The organism is Bacillus sp. NEAU-242-2, assembly GCF_027853835.1.
Lineage (GTDB): Bacteria > Bacillota > Bacilli > Bacillales > Bacillaceae > Bacillus > Bacillus velezensis.
This window is the reverse complement of the sequence record NZ_JAPNNY010000002.1, coordinates 487,930-505,196: the sequence shown is the minus strand read 5'-3', so window position 1 is coordinate 505,196 and position 17,267 is coordinate 487,930. Positions and strand designations below refer to the sequence as shown.

Annotated in this window: 12 protein-coding genes; 7 read left to right on the top strand and 5 right to left on the bottom strand. The window is 44.3% G+C overall.

The features are described from left to right. The first annotated feature begins 40 nt into the window (after window positions 1-40). On the top strand, window positions 41-1,453 hold the full coding sequence (locus tag OWN49_RS07475) for a bifunctional glycosyltransferase family 2 protein/class I SAM-dependent methyltransferase (RefSeq protein WP_176283570.1): 1,413 nt from the start codon (window positions 41-43) through the stop codon (window positions 1,451-1,453). A gap of 3 nt (window positions 1,454-1,456) precedes the next feature. On the opposite strand, the gene OWN49_RS07470 is transcribed toward OWN49_RS07475, so the two are convergent. The 3 genes from OWN49_RS07470 to OWN49_RS07460 are packed head-to-tail and all read right to left on the bottom strand — an operon-like array spanning window position 1,457 to window position 5,147. Continuing rightward, the gene (locus OWN49_RS07470; RefSeq protein WP_025853555.1) at window positions 1,457-2,587 is read right to left on the bottom strand and encodes a Ger(x)C family spore germination protein; all 1,131 of its coding nucleotides are present in this window, start codon (window positions 2,585-2,587) and stop codon (window positions 1,457-1,459) included. Continuing rightward, a complete protein-coding gene (locus tag OWN49_RS07465) occupies window positions 2,584-3,690 on the bottom strand; it encodes a GerAB/ArcD/ProY family transporter (RefSeq protein ID WP_025853554.1) in 1,107 nt (368 codons plus the stop codon). The genes OWN49_RS07470 and OWN49_RS07465 overlap by 4 nt, the downstream gene beginning before the upstream one ends. Before the next feature lie 5 nt (window positions 3,691-3,695). Continuing rightward, window positions 3,696-5,147, bottom strand: a complete 1,452-nt coding sequence (locus tag OWN49_RS07460) for a spore germination protein (RefSeq protein ID WP_176283569.1) — start codon at window positions 5,145-5,147, stop codon at window positions 3,696-3,698. Window positions 5,148-5,364: 217 nt separating this feature from the next. Between OWN49_RS07460 and manA the strand changes: the two genes are divergently transcribed. Then, complete coding sequence (gene manA, locus OWN49_RS07455) at window positions 5,365-6,315, top strand: mannose-6-phosphate isomerase, class I (RefSeq protein WP_176283568.1); 951 nt, start codon at window positions 5,365-5,367, stop codon at window positions 6,313-6,315. 140 nt (window positions 6,316-6,455) lie between these two features. Next, on the top strand, window positions 6,456-9,101 hold the full coding sequence (locus tag OWN49_RS07450) for an N-acetylglucosaminidase (protein ID WP_176283567.1): 2,646 nt from the start codon (window positions 6,456-6,458) through the stop codon (window positions 9,099-9,101). 60 nt (window positions 9,102-9,161) lie between these two features. Here the strand turns inward: OWN49_RS07450 and OWN49_RS07445 are convergent, their stop codons facing one another. Together OWN49_RS07445 and OWN49_RS07440 are read right to left on the bottom strand one after the other, a co-directional pair. Next, window positions 9,162-10,328, bottom strand: coding sequence for a CDP-glycerol--glycerophosphate glycerophosphotransferase (locus tag OWN49_RS07445; RefSeq protein ID WP_025853551.1), 1,167 nt, complete (start codon window positions 10,326-10,328; stop codon window positions 9,162-9,164). A gap of 32 nt (window positions 10,329-10,360) precedes the next feature. Continuing rightward, window positions 10,361-11,131, bottom strand: coding sequence for a WecB/TagA/CpsF family glycosyltransferase (locus tag OWN49_RS07440; protein ID WP_146275648.1), 771 nt, complete (start codon window positions 11,129-11,131; stop codon window positions 10,361-10,363). 355 nt (window positions 11,132-11,486) lie between these two features. On the opposite strand from OWN49_RS07440, the gene tagD reads away from it, so the two are divergent. From tagD to tagG, 4 genes are all read left to right on the top strand, one after another. Further along, complete coding sequence (tagD, locus tag OWN49_RS07435) at window positions 11,487-11,876, top strand: glycerol-3-phosphate cytidylyltransferase (protein ID WP_003151361.1); 390 nt, start codon at window positions 11,487-11,489, stop codon at window positions 11,874-11,876. Between the two features lie 162 nt (window positions 11,877-12,038). After that, window positions 12,039-14,057 carry an alpha-glucosyltransferase N-terminal domain-containing protein gene (locus OWN49_RS07430; RefSeq protein ID WP_176283566.1) on the top strand — a complete coding sequence of 673 codons (2,019 nt, stop codon included), beginning with the start codon at window positions 12,039-12,041 and terminating at the stop codon, window positions 14,055-14,057. 49 nt (window positions 14,058-14,106) lie between these two features. Continuing rightward, window positions 14,107-16,272: a CDP-glycerol glycerophosphotransferase family protein gene (locus tag OWN49_RS07425; protein ID WP_217904221.1), complete on the top strand. Its 2,166-nt coding sequence runs from the start codon at window positions 14,107-14,109 to the stop codon at window positions 16,270-16,272. 154 nt (window positions 16,273-16,426) lie between these two features. Further along, window positions 16,427-17,254, top strand: a complete 828-nt coding sequence (gene tagG, locus OWN49_RS07420) for a teichoic acids export ABC transporter permease subunit TagG (protein WP_015240701.1) — start codon at window positions 16,427-16,429, stop codon at window positions 17,252-17,254. Window positions 17,255-17,267: the final 13 nt, after the last annotated feature.

Genomic DNA, 17,267 nt, shown 5'->3' with positions numbered 1-17,267 from the left:
CGCCCGCACGGTCACATAAATGACGGGGATATGTCATACGTTGTATAAAGTCACGATAAAGGCGGGGATGCCGGTGAAAACGAGTATTATTATCCTTACATATAATGAACTTGAGCTGACGAAAAAATGTCTGGCCAGCATTGAACGATACACCGACAAAGATAAGATTGAACTGATTATAGTTGACAACGGTTCCTCAGACGGAACGAGAGAATACATATCAAATCTGCCTGACGTCAAAGTCATCCTTAATGAAAAAAACCTCGGGTTCGCCAAGGGGTGCAACCAGGGAATCGAAGCGGCAGGGGGAGAAAATCTGCTGTTTCTGAACAACGATACGATGGTCACGAAAAATTGGCTCACCTCCATGCTGAGGGTGCTGTATCAATCTGAAAAAACCGGTATGGTCGGGCCCGTCAGCAACTATGTCAGCGGCGCGCAAATGATCCATGACACGTATCAATCGCTTGATGAGCTGGAGTCATTCGCGGAGGCGTATTGCGCACGGGAAAAGCATCAAACAAAGCGGGTGCTGCGCCTTGTCGGCTTCTGTCTTCTGGTGAAAAAAAGCGTCATTGAAGACATCGGCCCGTTTGATGAGCAATTCGGATACGGTTCTTTTGAAGATGATGACCTATGTCTGCGCGCCCTGCAAAAAGGATACAGCCTGCACATCGCTCTCGATGCCTTTGTGCATCACCACGGGCATGCGACGTTTACGGCTAATCAGGATATCAATATCAATCAGTTATATTCGGAGAACCGCCAGCGTTTTACGGAAAAATGGGGCACTGATTTTACGTACTTTACTCATCCGAGACCGGAAATTGCGGAGCTCGTTCCCCGGGAGGCGAAACGGATACTTGATGTCGGCTGCGGTGCGGGAGCTACGGGGCTGGAACTTCAAAACAGACAGCCTTGCGAACTGTACGGAATAGAACTGCACCCGCTGGCGGCGCAAGCGGCAAAAGGACACTATGAAGCGGTGCTGCAGGAAGATGTCGAAAAAGTGAAGCTGCCTTATCCGGAAGGCTTTTTTGATTGCATCATTTTCGCGGACATCCTTGAGCACTTAAAAGACCCGTGGCGCGTCATTGAAACGTACTCATCCTATTTGTCGCCTGCCGGATCAATCGTTTGCAGCATTCCGAATATTTCCCACGCCGAAGCGCTGTTCCCGCTTCTGCTCGGTGACTGGACATACAGAGACGCCGGTATTCTCGACCGCACCCACTTGCGGTTTTTTACGCCGCAGACGGTGCGCACGCTCTTTCCGGAAGAGACATTTGACGTGAAAAAGCAGTCCTATACGTATGTTCACGTGGATGAGCGTGTGCAGCTGTTTTTACAGGAAATCACACGAATGGCGCAATCGATGCAATTTCCGGTGACACAGCTGCCCGAACAAAGCCGGATTTATCAGATTCTCCTTCGTGTCGAAAAAAAACGCTGAAGGCTACCGTCCCATCGTTCCGAAGTTGGTAATCTGAATGGAAACATCATAGTCAAAGGCCGCTTCGGAGAAGGTCTCATCCCAGCGGTGCTTTACTTTCTTCCAATAGTCGGGATATTGAATGCGGACTCTGTCAGAAAAGAAGACAGGGTCCGTTTCATATTGATTCTGCAGCTTATCGATGACTTCTTTCATATCGCTTTTCAGTTTTTTTTCGAAAATCTTTTCCAGCCCGTTTAAATAGTGCTGATCGAATGAATCTTCTCCGGCATATTGATCCTCTGACAAAAGTCCTTTTGTTTTCACCGCTACATGAAATGACAGCTTCCCGTTTTTCAGCAGGGGGGTGATGGAGGATGTTGATTTTTTGATTTCGAAGGTAATCGGGTGCCCCCCTTTATCCAAAGCGGGCAGCACGCCGCCCCGTATCGTCCCCGTCAGCCAATTCAGGCTCTGTACTTCGTATGATGACAGAAAGCCCGCCAATCTGTTTTGTTTTGCGTTTTTGATAATGGCCGCTCCGTCATACACCGTTTTTCCTTTTTGATTGCTGACGGCCTGAATGAGAAAACTGAGTTTATTATGGCAGTAAATCGAAGCTCTCCCGATTCGGAGCGGTTTTAAAATCTTCCCGTTGTAGCCGCCGTTGTTCGTAAGGTCGATCAGCTTTTCCGCAGGCATGGGCTGCTGCTGATTCGGCGTCGGCTCCGTCAGAATATCGGACGCTTTACCTCTTGCCGCGAAGAGATAGCTGCTCCGCCTTAATTCATCATCGCGGATAAAATGATTCATCATCTGGAGTATATTTTGGTCGGCCAGCAATTTGTCGCTGAATATCAGCACTTTTAAATGATCGCTGTAAACGGGCGGATCTTTTAAAGCGACTTCACTGACGGCTTCAAGAATGGTATCCCCCCGCGACGTCACATTGACAAACACGGGCCGGCCGGAAGCCTGGCTGTTTTCACTTTGGGGCAGCAGGTTTTGATAGGTTAATTTATATCGGCGGTCACTCGTCTCGTCTATCGCCAGCCCCCGGGCGAAAGACAGCTTTTCAACTTCCTTCGCGTCCCAGCACCCTGAAAGCGTCATCAGTATGAAAAGCGCCGCCGCCCATTTTACGAAATGTGTCATGACGTCTGTTTCCTCCCGGCTATTTTTTTCATCCAGCTGACAAACCAGATGAGAAAAGGAATCATAATGACGGCAAAAAACGCATATCCGAGAATATTCGCAAATGCAAACACACTGTTGATATCATCGGGGTACATTGAAAGGCCGAATGTCACTGCCAATAAGCCCCCCAGCAGCCAGGCATTGTTTTTATTTTTCAGTTTGAAAATGGTGTTTAATCCGAGATGCGCTCCTTTAAAAGAACCGAGCATACAGGTGAACTGCTGGCATGTCCACGTAATTAAAAGAAAGATATCAAACCTTTCGATGAAAATACCGCGGATTTCCAAGGCGTGAATCAGGGAAATGGTCGGATATGTCACCGTTTTGGCTTCAGCGATCGACATACAGCCGATTACGACAAGCAGCGTAAAGCTGTAAAATAAGCCTGCGCATGCGATGCCGAAGACGGCAGCCTTTTTCGCCTGCTTCGGATTTTTCATAAACGGCACCAGATAAAGAATCACCTCAAGTCCTGAAAAGTACAGAAGGGTCCGCGGAAACAGCTCAAAAAAGCTTTTGTAGCCCCCATCCAAGACCGGGCGGACGAAATCCAGCTTAAACAGTCTCAGGCTGAATATGAGCAGCACAATCAGAATGACGATCGCAATCGGAAAGAGATAAGCATAGAGTTTTGAAATGGGATAGACCCCGCCGGTCACATGGTAGATGCCGACCGCCAGAAAGATGAATATAACGACACCCATCGGCGTATTTTTCAGTAAAAAGTAATTGATGACCTCACCGAGAAAACGGGCTTGAAAACAGACGGTGACGACAAAATAACAGCTGATGAATAAATTCAGAAGAGAACCGATGGCGCGTCCCATGATGCTTTGATTCAGCTCATAAATGGTTTCCCCGCTGTTTTTCTGCAAAAACGGCATAAAGAGCAGGACGATGCCGATAAACACGAGACTCTGCACAAGAATAATGATCCATCCGCTCGGACTGTCCGCTGCTGCGGCGGAGCGCGGCAGTGTTAACACGCCCGCTCCGATCATTGTTCCGCTTACCATGAGAAGTGTCTGCATAAACGACAGCTTGTCTTCCGGTTTTTTCATGGTGATCACCTTTGCTTGATTTTATCTTTCGTCTCTTTTCTGGTCGGCCGTTTTTTCAAAAGAGGCGTCGGCAGTCTGACGATCGTATCTTTTAAGTCCTGTCCCGGCTGCGCCATGATCGGAATAAGATAGTCCTGGCCGAAGCTTTTCAGGCGCATCAGATGGCCGACGACAAGCAGATAACACATGATCAGTCCGTATAAACCTAATATCGCCGACAAAATCATCGAAAAAATACGGATGAGTCTCAGCGGAAAATTGAACGCATAGGAGGGCGCCGTAAAAGAAGCCAATGCCGTAACGGATACGATAATGACCATCATCGCGCTGACGATGTTCGCCTGAACGGCGGCCTGCCCGATCACCACGCCCCCGATCAGGCCGATCGTCTGTCCGATCGGCTTCGGCAGCCTGAGTCCGGCTTCTCTGATCATCTCAATCGTAAAAATCATAATAAACGCTTCAACAAAAGGGGGAAACGGAACATTCAATCTGCTTCCGGCAATCGTCACCGCCATTCTCGTCGGCAAAAGCCCCGTGTGAAACGTAACGAGCGATATGTAAAGGCCGGGTAAATAAATCGTGATTAAAATGCATGTATACCGAAGCAGTCTGAGAAAGTTAACCGGAACCCACCGCTGATTATAATCGTCAGGTGAGTGGATAAATTCATCAATGGTAGCCGGCACCAAAAGGGTAAAAGGCGTTCCGTCTACAAGAATGGAGACCCTTCCTTCCAAAAGAGCGCCCATAACCCGGTCGGGCCGTTCGGTCGTCAAGACGGTCGGGAAAATGGAATACGTGTTATCTTCAATAAGCTGCTCGATCGTTCCTGATTCCGGAATGTCATCAATGGTGATCGAATCCAGTCTTTTCATCACTTCTTTTACAACCTCATCAGGCGCAATATCCCGAATGTAGGCAACGGCGATCCGCTTTTTTGTCCGTTCGCCGAGTGTGATCTCTTTGATCTGGAGGTTGGGATCACCGGACTGCTCGCGCAAAAGCGCCGTGTTCGTTCGGAGCTTTTCGACAAAACCTATCCTAGGCCCCCGTTCAAGCACTTCTGAAGCCGGTTCTTCAATATCACGCATTTTAAATGTTTCCGTTTCAAACGAAAGGGCTTCCTCCCATCCCTCCGCCAGCAAAACCGATTTGCCGGAAAAAATGTCTGCCTCCGCGTCCTTAAGTGAAGAAAGCCGGGTGTGACGATAGCCGAAAGAGATGGATGACGGCGGTATTTCAGCCGGTTCCTCTTGATGCAGGGCGGCCGCCTGCACGGGCGAAATAATATATTCCGCAAGCAATTGATTGTCGGTCAGTCCGTCTATATATATAAGGCAGGCGTCACATTTGCCGTTTCCGTACGTAAACGAATAAAACATCATGTCATCGCTTTGGCCGATCCGTTTTTTCAGCGCTTCAAGGTTTTTGCCGAGCTCCGCATGTATCGTCATAATGTTCCCCCCTTTCCATCAGTTATTTTAATTTGCGACAAACAAGGCATTTTATTCTGGAATAGGAAATGACTGAGCATTCCGCCCCATCCGAATGGTATAATGAGCAGGTCAGCCATTTTATACATATTGTTTTTAACCGCGGCTCCCTCCGTGTTTTAAAAAAGACACAGGGGGAATGGGATATGAGCCGCTTTTTAAGGGGAGGGGAACGAACATGACGCAAGAGCCGATTTTTCTACAGCCTGTATGTAAAGAAAAAATATGGGGCGGCACGTTATTACGCGAACGATTCGGATATGACATACCTTCAGAAACAACCGGCGAATGCTGGGCGATATCAGCCCATCCGCACGGAATGAGCACGGTCAAAAGCGGTCCGTATCAAGGGAAAACCTTGATGGACCTGTGGGATCAGCATAGAGAGTTATTCGGCGGAACGGAAGGGGACCGGTTTCCGCTGCTGACGAAAATACTGGACGCCAAACATCATCTGTCCGTTAAAGTCCATCCTGACGATTATGACGCCGAGGAGCATGGACAGGGCGAAACGGGGAAATCTGAGTGCTGGTACATTATTGACTGTAAAGAAAATGCGGAAATCGTATATGGTCATACGGCCCGTTCGAAAGCGGAACTTGTCACCATGATTAACAGCGGTGACTGGGAAGGCCTGCTGCGCCGCGTGAAGATTAAACCCGGCGATTTTTATTATGTGCCGAGCGGAACCATCCATGCCATTTGCGCCGGGGCGCTCGTGCTGGAAATACAGCAGAATTCAGACGCCGCCTACCGGATATATGATTACGGGCGTACAGATCAAAACGGCGGGGCGCGTGAGCTGCATATCCGCGATGCCGTCAACGCCGCCACCGTTCCTCATGTGGACGGATTTTTGGATGAATCAACTGAAACGAGAAAAGGCATCACCATTAAAACCTTTGTGCAGGGAGAATATTTTTCTGTATACAAATGGGATATCAGCGGGACGGCGGAAATGACCCAGGACGCTCCGTTTATGCTGTGCAGCGTCACAGAAGGAAGCGGCTCCATCATCTTTGAAGGCAAGTCCGCCAAGCTTGAAAAAGGCGCGCATTTCATACTGCCGGATCAGATGCCTGACTTTACGATAAACGGAGATTGCACGATCATCGTTTCTCATATATAAAACCAAACTTAATCCCAGCTCTGGGATTAAGTTTTTTTTATTTGGATAATTGGATGATTTCTCTCTGTAAAAATGAAGAAAGCGGGCCGATAAATAAACTAGTTTGATAGAAACCAATTGAATCAGAAAGAGGAGAAGGAATGAAAAAGAGATTTGTTGCACCTATGTTATTGTCCGCCGTTTTCCTTGTCTTTAGCACCGTTACACAGCACGCCGAGGCCGCATACAGCGACTACTCCGTTTACGAGCTGGAAACGAAGCAGCAATTTGCTTCTGAGAACGAGGCGCTTCAAGCGGCAGCGAAATTGAAAAAGGATACGGGGTGGCAGGCTGACGCAAAGAAAGCCGGAAATGCGCCGCTCACTTATCAAATCTCAGCTTCAGGCTTACACGATGAAACGGATGCGAAAACCGTGCTGAAAGACTTTACGAAGCAGACGGGCGTGGCCGGCACTTACAGCGCAAGCGGAAGCAAACAGCCGTACGTGACCGTCACATCAGGCGTTCTATCAGACGAGCGGCAGACGAAAAATCTTCTTGCCGAACTGACGAAAAAAACGGGCGTGACCGGCGCCGTCAAGCCGGCGGGGACAAAACAGCCGTATATGCAGGTCGTGACTTCTGAGATGGCGGCCGATGCGGATGCAAAAGCGCTCTCGCAAGCGTTGACGAAGCAGACGGGCGTGAAAGCGTCATACCGTCAGATCAAACGGGAAACAGCCCGGTTTCAGATCCAATCGGGAACAATCTCCGGCGATCAAAAAGCCGCTCAAATTCAAACTGATTTTCAAAAGGAAACAGGATTGCAGTCGTCGCTGAAAGTCACGGCAAAGGCCAGTCCGAATATCACCGTGACAGCCTCTGGCATTTCAAATGCAACTGATGCGGCAGGTTTAGCGAAACAGCTGCAGCAGAAAACAGGCGTCAAAGGGAACGTTCAAAAGTATGCCCAAAGCAAAACAGCAACCGTGTATAACGTGCAGTCAGGATATTTTAACGGAGTAAGCGCCGTACAAAATGCTATCACCCAAATCAAGAAGAATACGGGTGTCAGCGGAAGCTATCAAAAAGCCGGCAAGAAGAATAATTACACGGTCGCGATGAGCGGACTGACGGCTAAACAGCTGCAAAGCGTGCAAGCTTTCTTTAAAAAGAAAAAATGGCATTGCGACGCATCGCCTGTCAAAAAGACAGCATCAGTGTCCGTTTACCGGATCACGGCAGGGCAGCTTACCGCTGCAAAGGCAGAACAAACGGAGGCGTTTTTCCGCCAGCAGCATGTAAAGACGGCAAGAACAGCGGCGGGAAAAACAGCAGAAAACGAATATCAGCTGCTTTCTCAGCAGACGGCAGACCAGTCGAAGATAAAAAAAGGATTGAATCTGCTGGCGGGATATAAACTGACTGCCATTTCAAAAACGATATCCAAGCAGACGGACACAACGTACCAAGTCACAACCGAATCACTGCTTGATACGGCAAAGATCAATCAATCGCTGGATTTTTTTAAAGGGAAAAAAGTATCCGCCTCCGCACAGAAAACAGGTGAAGCGGCGTATACACAATTCAGAATTGAAACGGCACCGCTGCTTAAGAAGGAAGACATTGACCGCGTGACTGCTTTTTTCAAGCAAAACAAAGCGGCCGGCACTGTGAAGGAGACGGGGAAAACCGGCTCCGCACAGTACGTCATCAAAACCGAAAAATTCAGCAGTAAAACCGTTTTAAATAAAAGCATGAGCTTTTTCAGCGCCAAACAATTACAGGCCGGCTATACGAGTGAAAGCCATCCGGTTTATGAACTCCGCATTCGCGATCAATTCACGGGAGCGCAGTCAGCGGACGCCGCCTCCCAAAAGCTGAAAAAGCTGTACGGATGGACGATGGCTATTCTGAAAATAAAAAACGGACCGCAAATCATGAATACCAATTACAACATCTCGCTGGCAGATATGGTCAAAAAACAAATGACAGTCAGCCCGCAGACTGATGCCGCGGCTTATGCATCGCTTACGTACATCAATACGGCCTCCGGAACGGTCACAGCCGACGTCCTGAACGTCCGGTCAACCCCGGAAGTCAGCTCCGGCAATATTATCGGGCAGTTGAAAAAAGGCGATAAAGTCAGCATCACAGGCCAGACAAACGGCTGGGCCAAACTCAGTATGGGCTGGAGAAACGCCAGCAGTGACGAAGTCGGGCAGTACGTCAATCCGGCTCACTTCGCACAAGACAGCAAGTATTACTTTCAATTTCTGAAGCTCTCTCAGACAGCCGGACTGAACGCATCGGAACTGAATCAAAAAGTGCTGGTCAATAAAGGAATACTGACAGGAAAAGGCCAGGCCTTTATTACAGCCGCCGGCAAATACAGCATCAATGAAGTGTATTTGATTTCGCATGCTTTGCTTGAAACGGGCAATGGCACGTCAGAGCTTGCGAACGGCATTATGTATAATGGTAAAAAGGTTTACAACATGTACGGCATCGGGGCTTATGACAGCAACCCGAATTACTACGGCGCACAATACGCGTATAAGCAAGGCTGGTTTACTCCGGAAGCCGCGATTATCGGCGGAGCCCAATTTATCGGTGCGTCTTATATTCACAATCCTTCATACGAGCAGGATACGCTGTATAAAATGAGATGGTCTCCAGCCGCGGCTCATCAGTATGCGACAGACATCGGCTGGGCGTATAAGCAGGTAAACCGCATGTACAGCTTATACTCACTGCTGGATGACTATACGCTTTACTATGATGTTCCCGTGTATATGAAAGTATAAAAAAAGGGCTGAAGTGCATGCTTCAGCCCTTTCTTCATGCAAAAAACACCCGCCTCAGATTCAGGCAGGTGCTTCAGCGCAATTTTTCATTTTTGTTTCCGCAAATTTTAATAACGCTTCACTCGAATTCCCATCTGAATACATATTCCATTTGTCCGAGAACCGCTTCATTTCTTCTGCACGAAATGGCTTTTTCGTCATTTCCTCCAGAAGAGCTTCGCTGTCATGACAAGCTTTTCCGGGAATGACGGAAGTATAATTGTCGATTAAACCGCGTTTTCGATCATATTCCTCCAGATCATACGTGAAAAAGAAAATCGGTTTATTTAAGAGCGCGAATTCAAAAGGCACGGAAGAGTAATCCGTAATTAAAATATCAGCCGCTTTCAAGAGATCATGAAGACGCATGTCAGACACGTTCTTGATCAATTCGCTTTCAAACGAAGCCGAAATATGATGCAAAACGGCAGGATGAAGCTTTACAAGCAGCATATACTCTCCGTTTAACGCGTTTGTGAGCTGTTCTTCGGTGAATGGCAGCCGAAAGGACTGCATATCATAATCCCTGAATGTCGGTGCGTACAGGATGATTTTTTTCGGCCATTTGTGCTTCAGTTCGGGCTTGTGTTCTTCATAATACACGTCAGTCAGGGGGACACCCGTTTTTAACAGCTGGCCGTCCCGTATGCCGAACGACTTTTTAAAAACGTCAGCCATCGCGTCTGAACCGACGGTGACAAAGTCAAACGAGCGGTACACTTTTTTAAAACGGCTGATGTCTGATGCCGGACGGTTTTGATTCGTCACATCCTCAAGGCCGAACTTTTTCAAAGAGCCGTTCGCATGCCACACCTGAATGCATGTCGTTTGCGGCCGGCGGTTTAAGACGCTTGTCATGAGGAAATAGTTATCCGTTATCACCGCTTTGCTCTTAAAAAGGATCAAAACTGCCTTCAAAAGATGCAGCGGATGTTTTTCGTTCAGATAAAAAGAGCCGAGACCTTCCAGCTCTTTTTTCAGACTGACGGCGTGTCTCGTATACAAAACCGTCATTTCATAAGAAAGCGATTCAGCGTGCGCTTTGTAAGAGCGGATGAGAGCCTGTGCATTCTCTTCAAAAGATACCAGCAGGGTCAGATGGTTCTTGGGCTTTACAGGCTTGAACAAAACGCCCAGAACAGACAGATATATAGAATAAAAAGCGGCGAATAAAGATCGCAAGTTCATAGATTACCAATCTCTTTTGCTGTTTTATTTGTTTAAAGCTGTTTCGTTTGATCTTCTGCCTGCTTGGAATACAGGCTTTTATTTGATTTATTATTTCTCAAAACGGTAAAAGCATACTTCGGAATGTTCAGCATCCTTTTCCATCTCCACGGATTCGTCACCAGTCTGTACAGCCATTCCAGATTCGTTTTGATCATCCATTCAGGGGCGCGTTTCACCGTTCCGCTGAACACATCAAAGCTTCCGCCCAAACCGATCGATACAGCCTGAGGGAAAAGATGTTTGTATTCATAAATAAATTGTTCCTGATGGGGATATCCTAAGGCGACAAACACGAGATCGGGTTTCGCCCGGGAAATCTGTTTGGCGACGAAGCGTTTATCCGCTTCATAACCGTTGCTGGCTCCGACAACCTCAATATTCGGATACTCTTTGCCGATCCGGTCCAAAACGGCGTCAAGCACGTCTTGCTTAGCTCCGTATAAAAATATTTTTTTAGACTGCCGGTTTGCGAGACCAAGCAGCGACAGAAATACATCGAATCCCGCAATTCTTGATTTCAGCGGGTGCTGCGTCAAACGTGACATTAACACGACGCCGATACCATCCGGCAGGACGAAATCCGCGGAAGAAATGACTTGATGATAACCTTTGTCTTTCGCAGCAGCGTATCCGATCTCAGGGTTGACCGTCGCAATGACGGCTCCTTGCTTTTGTGCGATATAATAAGTGTCTAAATATGAAATAAACTCCTGTAAATTTCCATTAACATAAGAAAGGTTGTGCACCATTTCAGTCTGCATCTGCCGTCCTCCTTTTTGTACGGGATTTTCTTTCATTTTTTCGTGACTTAGGCTAAGCTTTATTTTAACATAATACCTTCAGATAAACTTAACAATAGTTTTACAAAAATATAAATAAGATAACAATTTCTTTAATCAACCGCGCAAAAACCCTGCTAAACTCCTATTGTAATAACATTTGTTAATAAGTGGAATTTAACTTCGTTTTACATTGGCTTAACCTTTTCAGGGCTATGTGATATAATGAGGTTCCATGAGTACGAAATTGGCACTTTAGTGATTAAGGATACAGCTGCGCAGCATTTCAGGGCAGTTGCTTGTTATACGTATGATGATAGAAAGGAGCTTTTGTTTCATGAAGAAGGTCATTACTTACGGAACGTTTGATTTACTGCATTGGGGTCATATTAAACTGCTTGAGCGCGCAAAGCAGCTTGGAGATTACCTAGTTGTTGCCATCTCAACAGACGAGTTCAACCTGCAAAAACAAAAAAAGGCCTACCACAGCTATGAACACAGAAAGCTGATTCTGGAAACGATCCGTTATGTCGACGAAGTCATTCCGGAAAACAGCTGGGATCAAAAAGTACGTGACGTAGCGGATCACAACATCGACGTGTTCGTAATGGGAGACGATTGGGAAGGCAAATTCGATTTCCTTAAAGATCAATGCGAAGTCATCTATCTCCCTAGAACCGAAGGCATTTCCACCACACAGATTAAAAAAGAAATTGCCGGGGTGTAATACGGAAATATAATAGATTGAGTGAAAAACCATCAAAGTACTTCTTATTTATTGATAAGAAGTACTTTTTGATGCTTAAATTGGTTTTGCTATTTTAATCTGCGGGAATAGTATTATTTTGCAGTGTTCTACTAAATTCATATGGTGAAAGGGAGAAAAAATTTGTCCAATCAGCCTATTAACTATAATAATGAGCTTCCCGATATGATGTATTATTTTATCTCAGGCGGACTGCCGGATAATTACGGCGGTCTGACCAAATCACTATTATTGCGTTCTAAACTATTCGGAGAAGAAAGCCAAAAGAATACCACCTTTCTTACTTTTAGATTAGATTTAGAGTTTGCTAGAAAAAAGAACGAGCTGTTTGAAAAGGGAAAAGCTGACTCTGAATACACTCAAGTTATAAACATGTATGATGACTTTTTAAGTAAAAAAACAAAAGGCAAGCGGATTTATTCGGAGAAAATTGAGCTGGATCAAATAAAAAGACATGTCAGCAAGGGGAAAGTAAGCAAGGCAATTTCAAAGATCTTCGGCAAATCATCAAATGATTATATTCTTTCCTATTATTCAGGCGGTTCGGCGGTGCGTTACGTAGACTATCTGAATGATGAAAAACAAGTAATCAAAAGAGAAGAATACAATAAAGAAGGAAAACCCGTCATTGTCTCTCATTTTGACACAAAGATTAACCAAATCTTCCTTCAGGAGTTTATCAACAGCGAAAGTGTCGTTTACCTGGAAAAACACTACATGTGGGACAGCCAAAGTGAAGAAGTGAAATTTACCCATTTCACGTGGTACACAGAGGAAGGTCCATTAACATTTAAAGATGAATCTGAGCTGCGCCGGTATTGGATAGACGTTCTTCAAAATGAAAACGATCAGCCTAAACTATTTCTGGTAGACAGCAGACCTCAGGACAAACATGTCTTCAGAGTGAAAAAAGCGCCGTCATCATATTATGCCGCGATTATTCACAATAAACATTATGGTGATAATAAATTCCAGATCAAAGGGCGTTATAAAGAAGTTTTTGGCCAGATCAATAATCTGGATGCTGTATTTTTTATTACTGAGGAGCAGATTGCAGATTTCACTTTAATTACAGGGGAAAAAGAGACTTTCTTTTTTACGCCGCATACCATTAATAAACCGCTTGATGAAAAGGTACTGAACGTTCCGAGTGAACGAAATAAAGCGGTTATTATCTCAAGGCTTGCCGCGATGAAAAACCTGACGCATGCCGTTAAAGCGTTCAAACTTGTTGTAAATGAAATCCCGGATGCGAAATTGGAAATATTCGGGTCTGGAGAAGATACAGAAAAAATCAAAAAGGAAATTGAAGCTCAAAACCTCCAGAATAATGTATTGCTGAAAGGCTACACGAATAACCCCGATTACGAGTTTCAAAAAGCGTGGCTGACAATTTCAACGTCTCACTTTGAAGGCTTCGGTCTGTCCAACATGGAAGCATTGAGCAATGGATGCCCTGTGGTAACTTACGATTATGATTACGGTGCCAGAAGCTTGGTAGAAGACGGAGTAAACGGCTATGTAATCGAGCAATATAATATAGAAAAATTAGCCGAGGCCATTGTCTCTTTAATGAGAGATGACAGCACTCATCAACAATTTTCACGTAAGGCCTTTAAAATGGCTGAGAAATACTCAAAACCAAATTATATTAAAAATTGGTCATATGCTCTTTCCAAAATGATTGAAGTGAGAAAAGAAAAGGAACGGCTCGCTGAAAAAGTCGGTTCTAAAGAACAGCCGATTACATCCTTTGAAAATAGCGGCACCGGATTGACGATCAGCGTTTCAGTGTGCAATCAGAATGATGGCTTTGAAAAAGTCAGACTGGTCGGGATTGATCGAAAAAACAAAGCTGAAATCATCTCCGTATCCGCTGATCAACCGGCTCAGCCGTTTACTATTGATTTTGAAAAGGATATCAAAAAAGAAAAAATCGATGCTAATCTTACTTCGGTTCTTGACTTTTACATTCAGTTTGTAACAGCTGACCATATCAGTATTCTTAGAAGGGTATCCAGCCGTGAAGTTATTTTCGGCGAAAAGGAACGGTTTATGAAGAACGGATACACTTTCGAACCTTATACGACTGTGAAAGGGAATTTCTCTATTAAATTAAACAAAAAGGATCACATCGATTAAGTAAATCGGCAAAGTGAAGAGCTTTAATACAGAGGAGCAGAAAATAAGTATGGATGAAAATACTGTGAGTAAATGTATTTTGAAAAGCTTAAAAAATAATGTGGGCGATCTGGCGCTCTCTATTTCACTTGAAAGCGAAGAACCGTTAGCTGAGGAAGTGAAATGTTATTTAAAATTAAAAGAACGGCGTTCCGGAGCCGAGGACTTTATTGTTTTAGAGAAAGAGAGCCCGGCTCAGTACAGCGCATCAATTAATATTCACTCGTTTCCTGAACCTTTAGAAATGGGACAGACTTATGATTTTTATGTGGTACTTGGTGAACCGGAAGCTGAAGAAGAAGAACAGCCGAAGCAGGTGCGTTTATCTGTGGAAGCTGAAGCGATTGAGCGTGCCTACCACCTTGATCATACGACTGAGCTGTTAATTTTGCCTTATACAACCGATAAGGGGAATTTTTCCTTAAAGGTAAAAAGAGAAGCGAAAATTGTGAAGTTTGATGAGATTCAGCTGAAGGCAGAAGAGATTATGATTTCAGGGTATGCAGGATATCTAAGTTCGGAGAATCAGCTTTCAGTTAAAAACCTGCAATTTGTCATTAAAAAAGGGGGAGAAGACCCCGTAGAAAAACATTTCCCTATTGAAGTGACGAAAAAAACGGAGAATATTGAACAGCTTCGGGAAGATGCATTCACCCCTGAAATTTTTGATTTCCAAATAAAAATTCCATTAAAAGATATTCCTTATTCTCTGGAAAAACGGTTTGTCTACCGTATGTTTATGGAGTTTCATTGTGAAAACGACGAAGCTGAACCTATTGTTCTCAGCAGCACTCCGCTTGTGCTCGGAGACAGAAAAAATAAACTGAAAGGCCTCATAAGCGTTGTGAATAAAGACAGCGGGCCGGTCAGATATGAAGTATATAAAAAGAAGAAAAAGCAGACTGTCTGTATCCGTGTGAACGACTACAGCCTGAAAACAAGGATGAGATACTTCATAAAAGGGAAGAAAAAACGTTTCATTTCCAAAATGAAAAAACTGAAAAAACGCAGAAATTCCCTTATTACGAAAGGTTATAAAGTTGTTTTCAGAATGGCGAGTAAAATGCCTGTTAAAAGCAAGACCATTATTTTTGAAAGCTTTAACGGCAAACAATACAGCTGTAATCCGAGAGCAATTTATGAATACATGCAAATCAATCACCCGGAATATAAAATGTATTGGAGCGTAAATAAACAGTATGCAGCGCCTTTTAAAGAGAAGGGCATTCAATACATTAACAGGCTTTCTATCAAGTGGCTGTTTGCTATGGCGCGGGCAGAATATTGGGTCGTCAACAGCCGTCTGCCTTTATGGATTCCAAAGCCTGAACATACAACCTATCTTCAAACATGGCACGGCACGCCTTTAAAAAGACTTGCAATGGATATGGAAGAAGTTCATATGCCGGGTACTAATACGAAAAAATATAAAAAGAATTTTATTAAAGAGGCATCCAATTGGGATTATTTAATTTCCCCTAATGCCTACTCGTCTGAGATATTTGCGCGCGCCTTCCAATTCGATAAAACCATGATTGAATCAGGTTATCCGAGAAATGATTTTCTTCATAATGACAATAATAATGAGACAATCACAGCGATCAAAAGAAGATTAAACCTGCCTGAGGATAAGAAAATTATTCTTTATGCGCCGACATGGAGAGATGACCAGTTTTATGCTAAAGGCCGTTATAAATTTGACCTTGATTTAGACCTGCATAAATTAAGGGAAGAGCTCGGAGATGAATATCTCGTTATTCTGAGAATGCATTATCTTGTGGCCGAAAATTTTGACCTTGGTCCATTTGAAGGGTTTGCTTACGACTTTTCTGCACACGAAGATATTCGGGAATTGTATATGATTTCAGATCTGTTAATCACCGATTACTCTTCTGTATTTTTCGATTTTGCAAATCTGAAACGCCCGATGTTGTTTTTTGTTCCCGATATTGAAACATACCGGGATAAACTCAGAGGGTTTTATTTCGATTTTGAGAAAGATGCTCCTGGTCCGTTAGTGAAAACGACAGAGGAAACGATCGAGGCAATCAAACATATTTCATCACCGGATTATCAGCACCCGGTTTCATTCAAACCTTTTTATGACAAATTCTGTTATCTTGAGTCAGGACATTCTTCTGAGAAAGTCGTAAAGATTGTGTTTGAATCTGAATAATAGAAAAACCCCTTTGTATCAAGGGGTTTTTCTATTACGCTTTACAAACTTTTTAGCAGCATTTGCATGCGGCTTGAAAGTGAAAAAAAATTTGATTTCTGGTACAATTATCAGCGATGCTTTATAAAATCAAATCAACCTAAGGAAGATTAAAATGAATGCTGTAGTGAAAATACTAAAAGAGCAAGTAACATCATTTCCTTTAATCATGCGATTAGCGGCCTACGAAACAAAGTCTAAATATCAAATGAATTATTTAGGCGTTTTATGGCAGTTTTTAAATCCTCTTATTCAAATGCTCGCCTATTGGTTTGTTTTTGGATTGGGGATCAGAAAAGGGGGGCCGATGGCTACAGGTGCCGGAGAAGTGCCTTTTATTCTGTGGATGCTTGCAGGTCTGATACCGTGGTTTTTTATAAGCCCGACAATACTGGACGGATCAAATAGTGTATTTAAAAGAATTAAAATGGTTGCTAAAATGAATTTCCCAATCAGTTCTTTGCCGTCTGTCGCCATCGCTTCTAATTTGTTCAGTTATGCAATTATGATGGTGATCTATATCATTGCATTGCTCGCCAGCGGAATCTATCCGAGCCTTCATTGGCTTCAATATATTTATTATTTTGTTTGTCTGATGGCTTTCTTATTTTCGTTCAGCTTGTTTAATTCGACAATCAGCGTGCTGATCCGAGACTATCAGTTTCTTCTGCAGGCAGTGACAAGACTTTTATTTTTCCTGCTGCCGATTTTTTGGGACATTCACTCGAAACTGGGGGCAGATCACCCGGAATTGGTGCCGGTCCTGAAGCTGAATCCGCTGTTCTATATTATTGACGGATTCAGGAACAGTTTCTTAGATGGCCAGTGGTTCTTTCAAGATGTGAAGTATACACTGTATTTCTGGCTGTTCACCTTATTTTTATTAACAGTCGGTTCTGTTTTACACATGAAATTCAGAGATAAGTTTATTGACTTTCTTTAATACGTAAGGAGAT

Coding starts and splice junctions, on each gene's coding strand:
- OWN49_RS07470 (WP_025853555.1), bottom strand. CDS start 2,587: ATGACACATTTCGTAAAATGGGCGGCGGCGCTTTTCATACTGATGACG.
- OWN49_RS07465 (WP_025853554.1), bottom strand. CDS start 3,690: ATGAAAAAACCGGAAGACAAGCTGTCGTTTATGCAGACACTTCTCATG.
- OWN49_RS07460 (WP_176283569.1), bottom strand. CDS start 5,147: ATGACGATACATGCGGAGCTCGGCAAAAACCTTGAAGCGCTGAAAAAA.
- manA (WP_176283568.1), top strand. CDS start 5,365: ATGACGCAAGAGCCGATTTTTCTACAGCCTGTATGTAAAGAAAAAATA.
- OWN49_RS07450 (WP_176283567.1), top strand. CDS start 6,456: ATGAAAAAGAGATTTGTTGCACCTATGTTATTGTCCGCCGTTTTCCTT.
- OWN49_RS07445 (WP_025853551.1), bottom strand. CDS start 10,328: ATGAACTTGCGATCTTTATTCGCCGCTTTTTATTCTATATATCTGTCT.
- OWN49_RS07440 (WP_146275648.1), bottom strand. CDS start 11,131: ATGCAGACTGAAATGGTGCACAACCTTTCTTATGTTAATGGAAATTTA.
- tagD (WP_003151361.1), top strand. CDS start 11,487: ATGAAGAAGGTCATTACTTACGGAACGTTTGATTTACTGCATTGGGGT.
- OWN49_RS07425 (WP_217904221.1), top strand. CDS start 14,107: ATGGATGAAAATACTGTGAGTAAATGTATTTTGAAAAGCTTAAAAAAT.
- tagG (WP_015240701.1), top strand. CDS start 16,427: ATGAATGCTGTAGTGAAAATACTAAAAGAGCAAGTAACATCATTTCCT.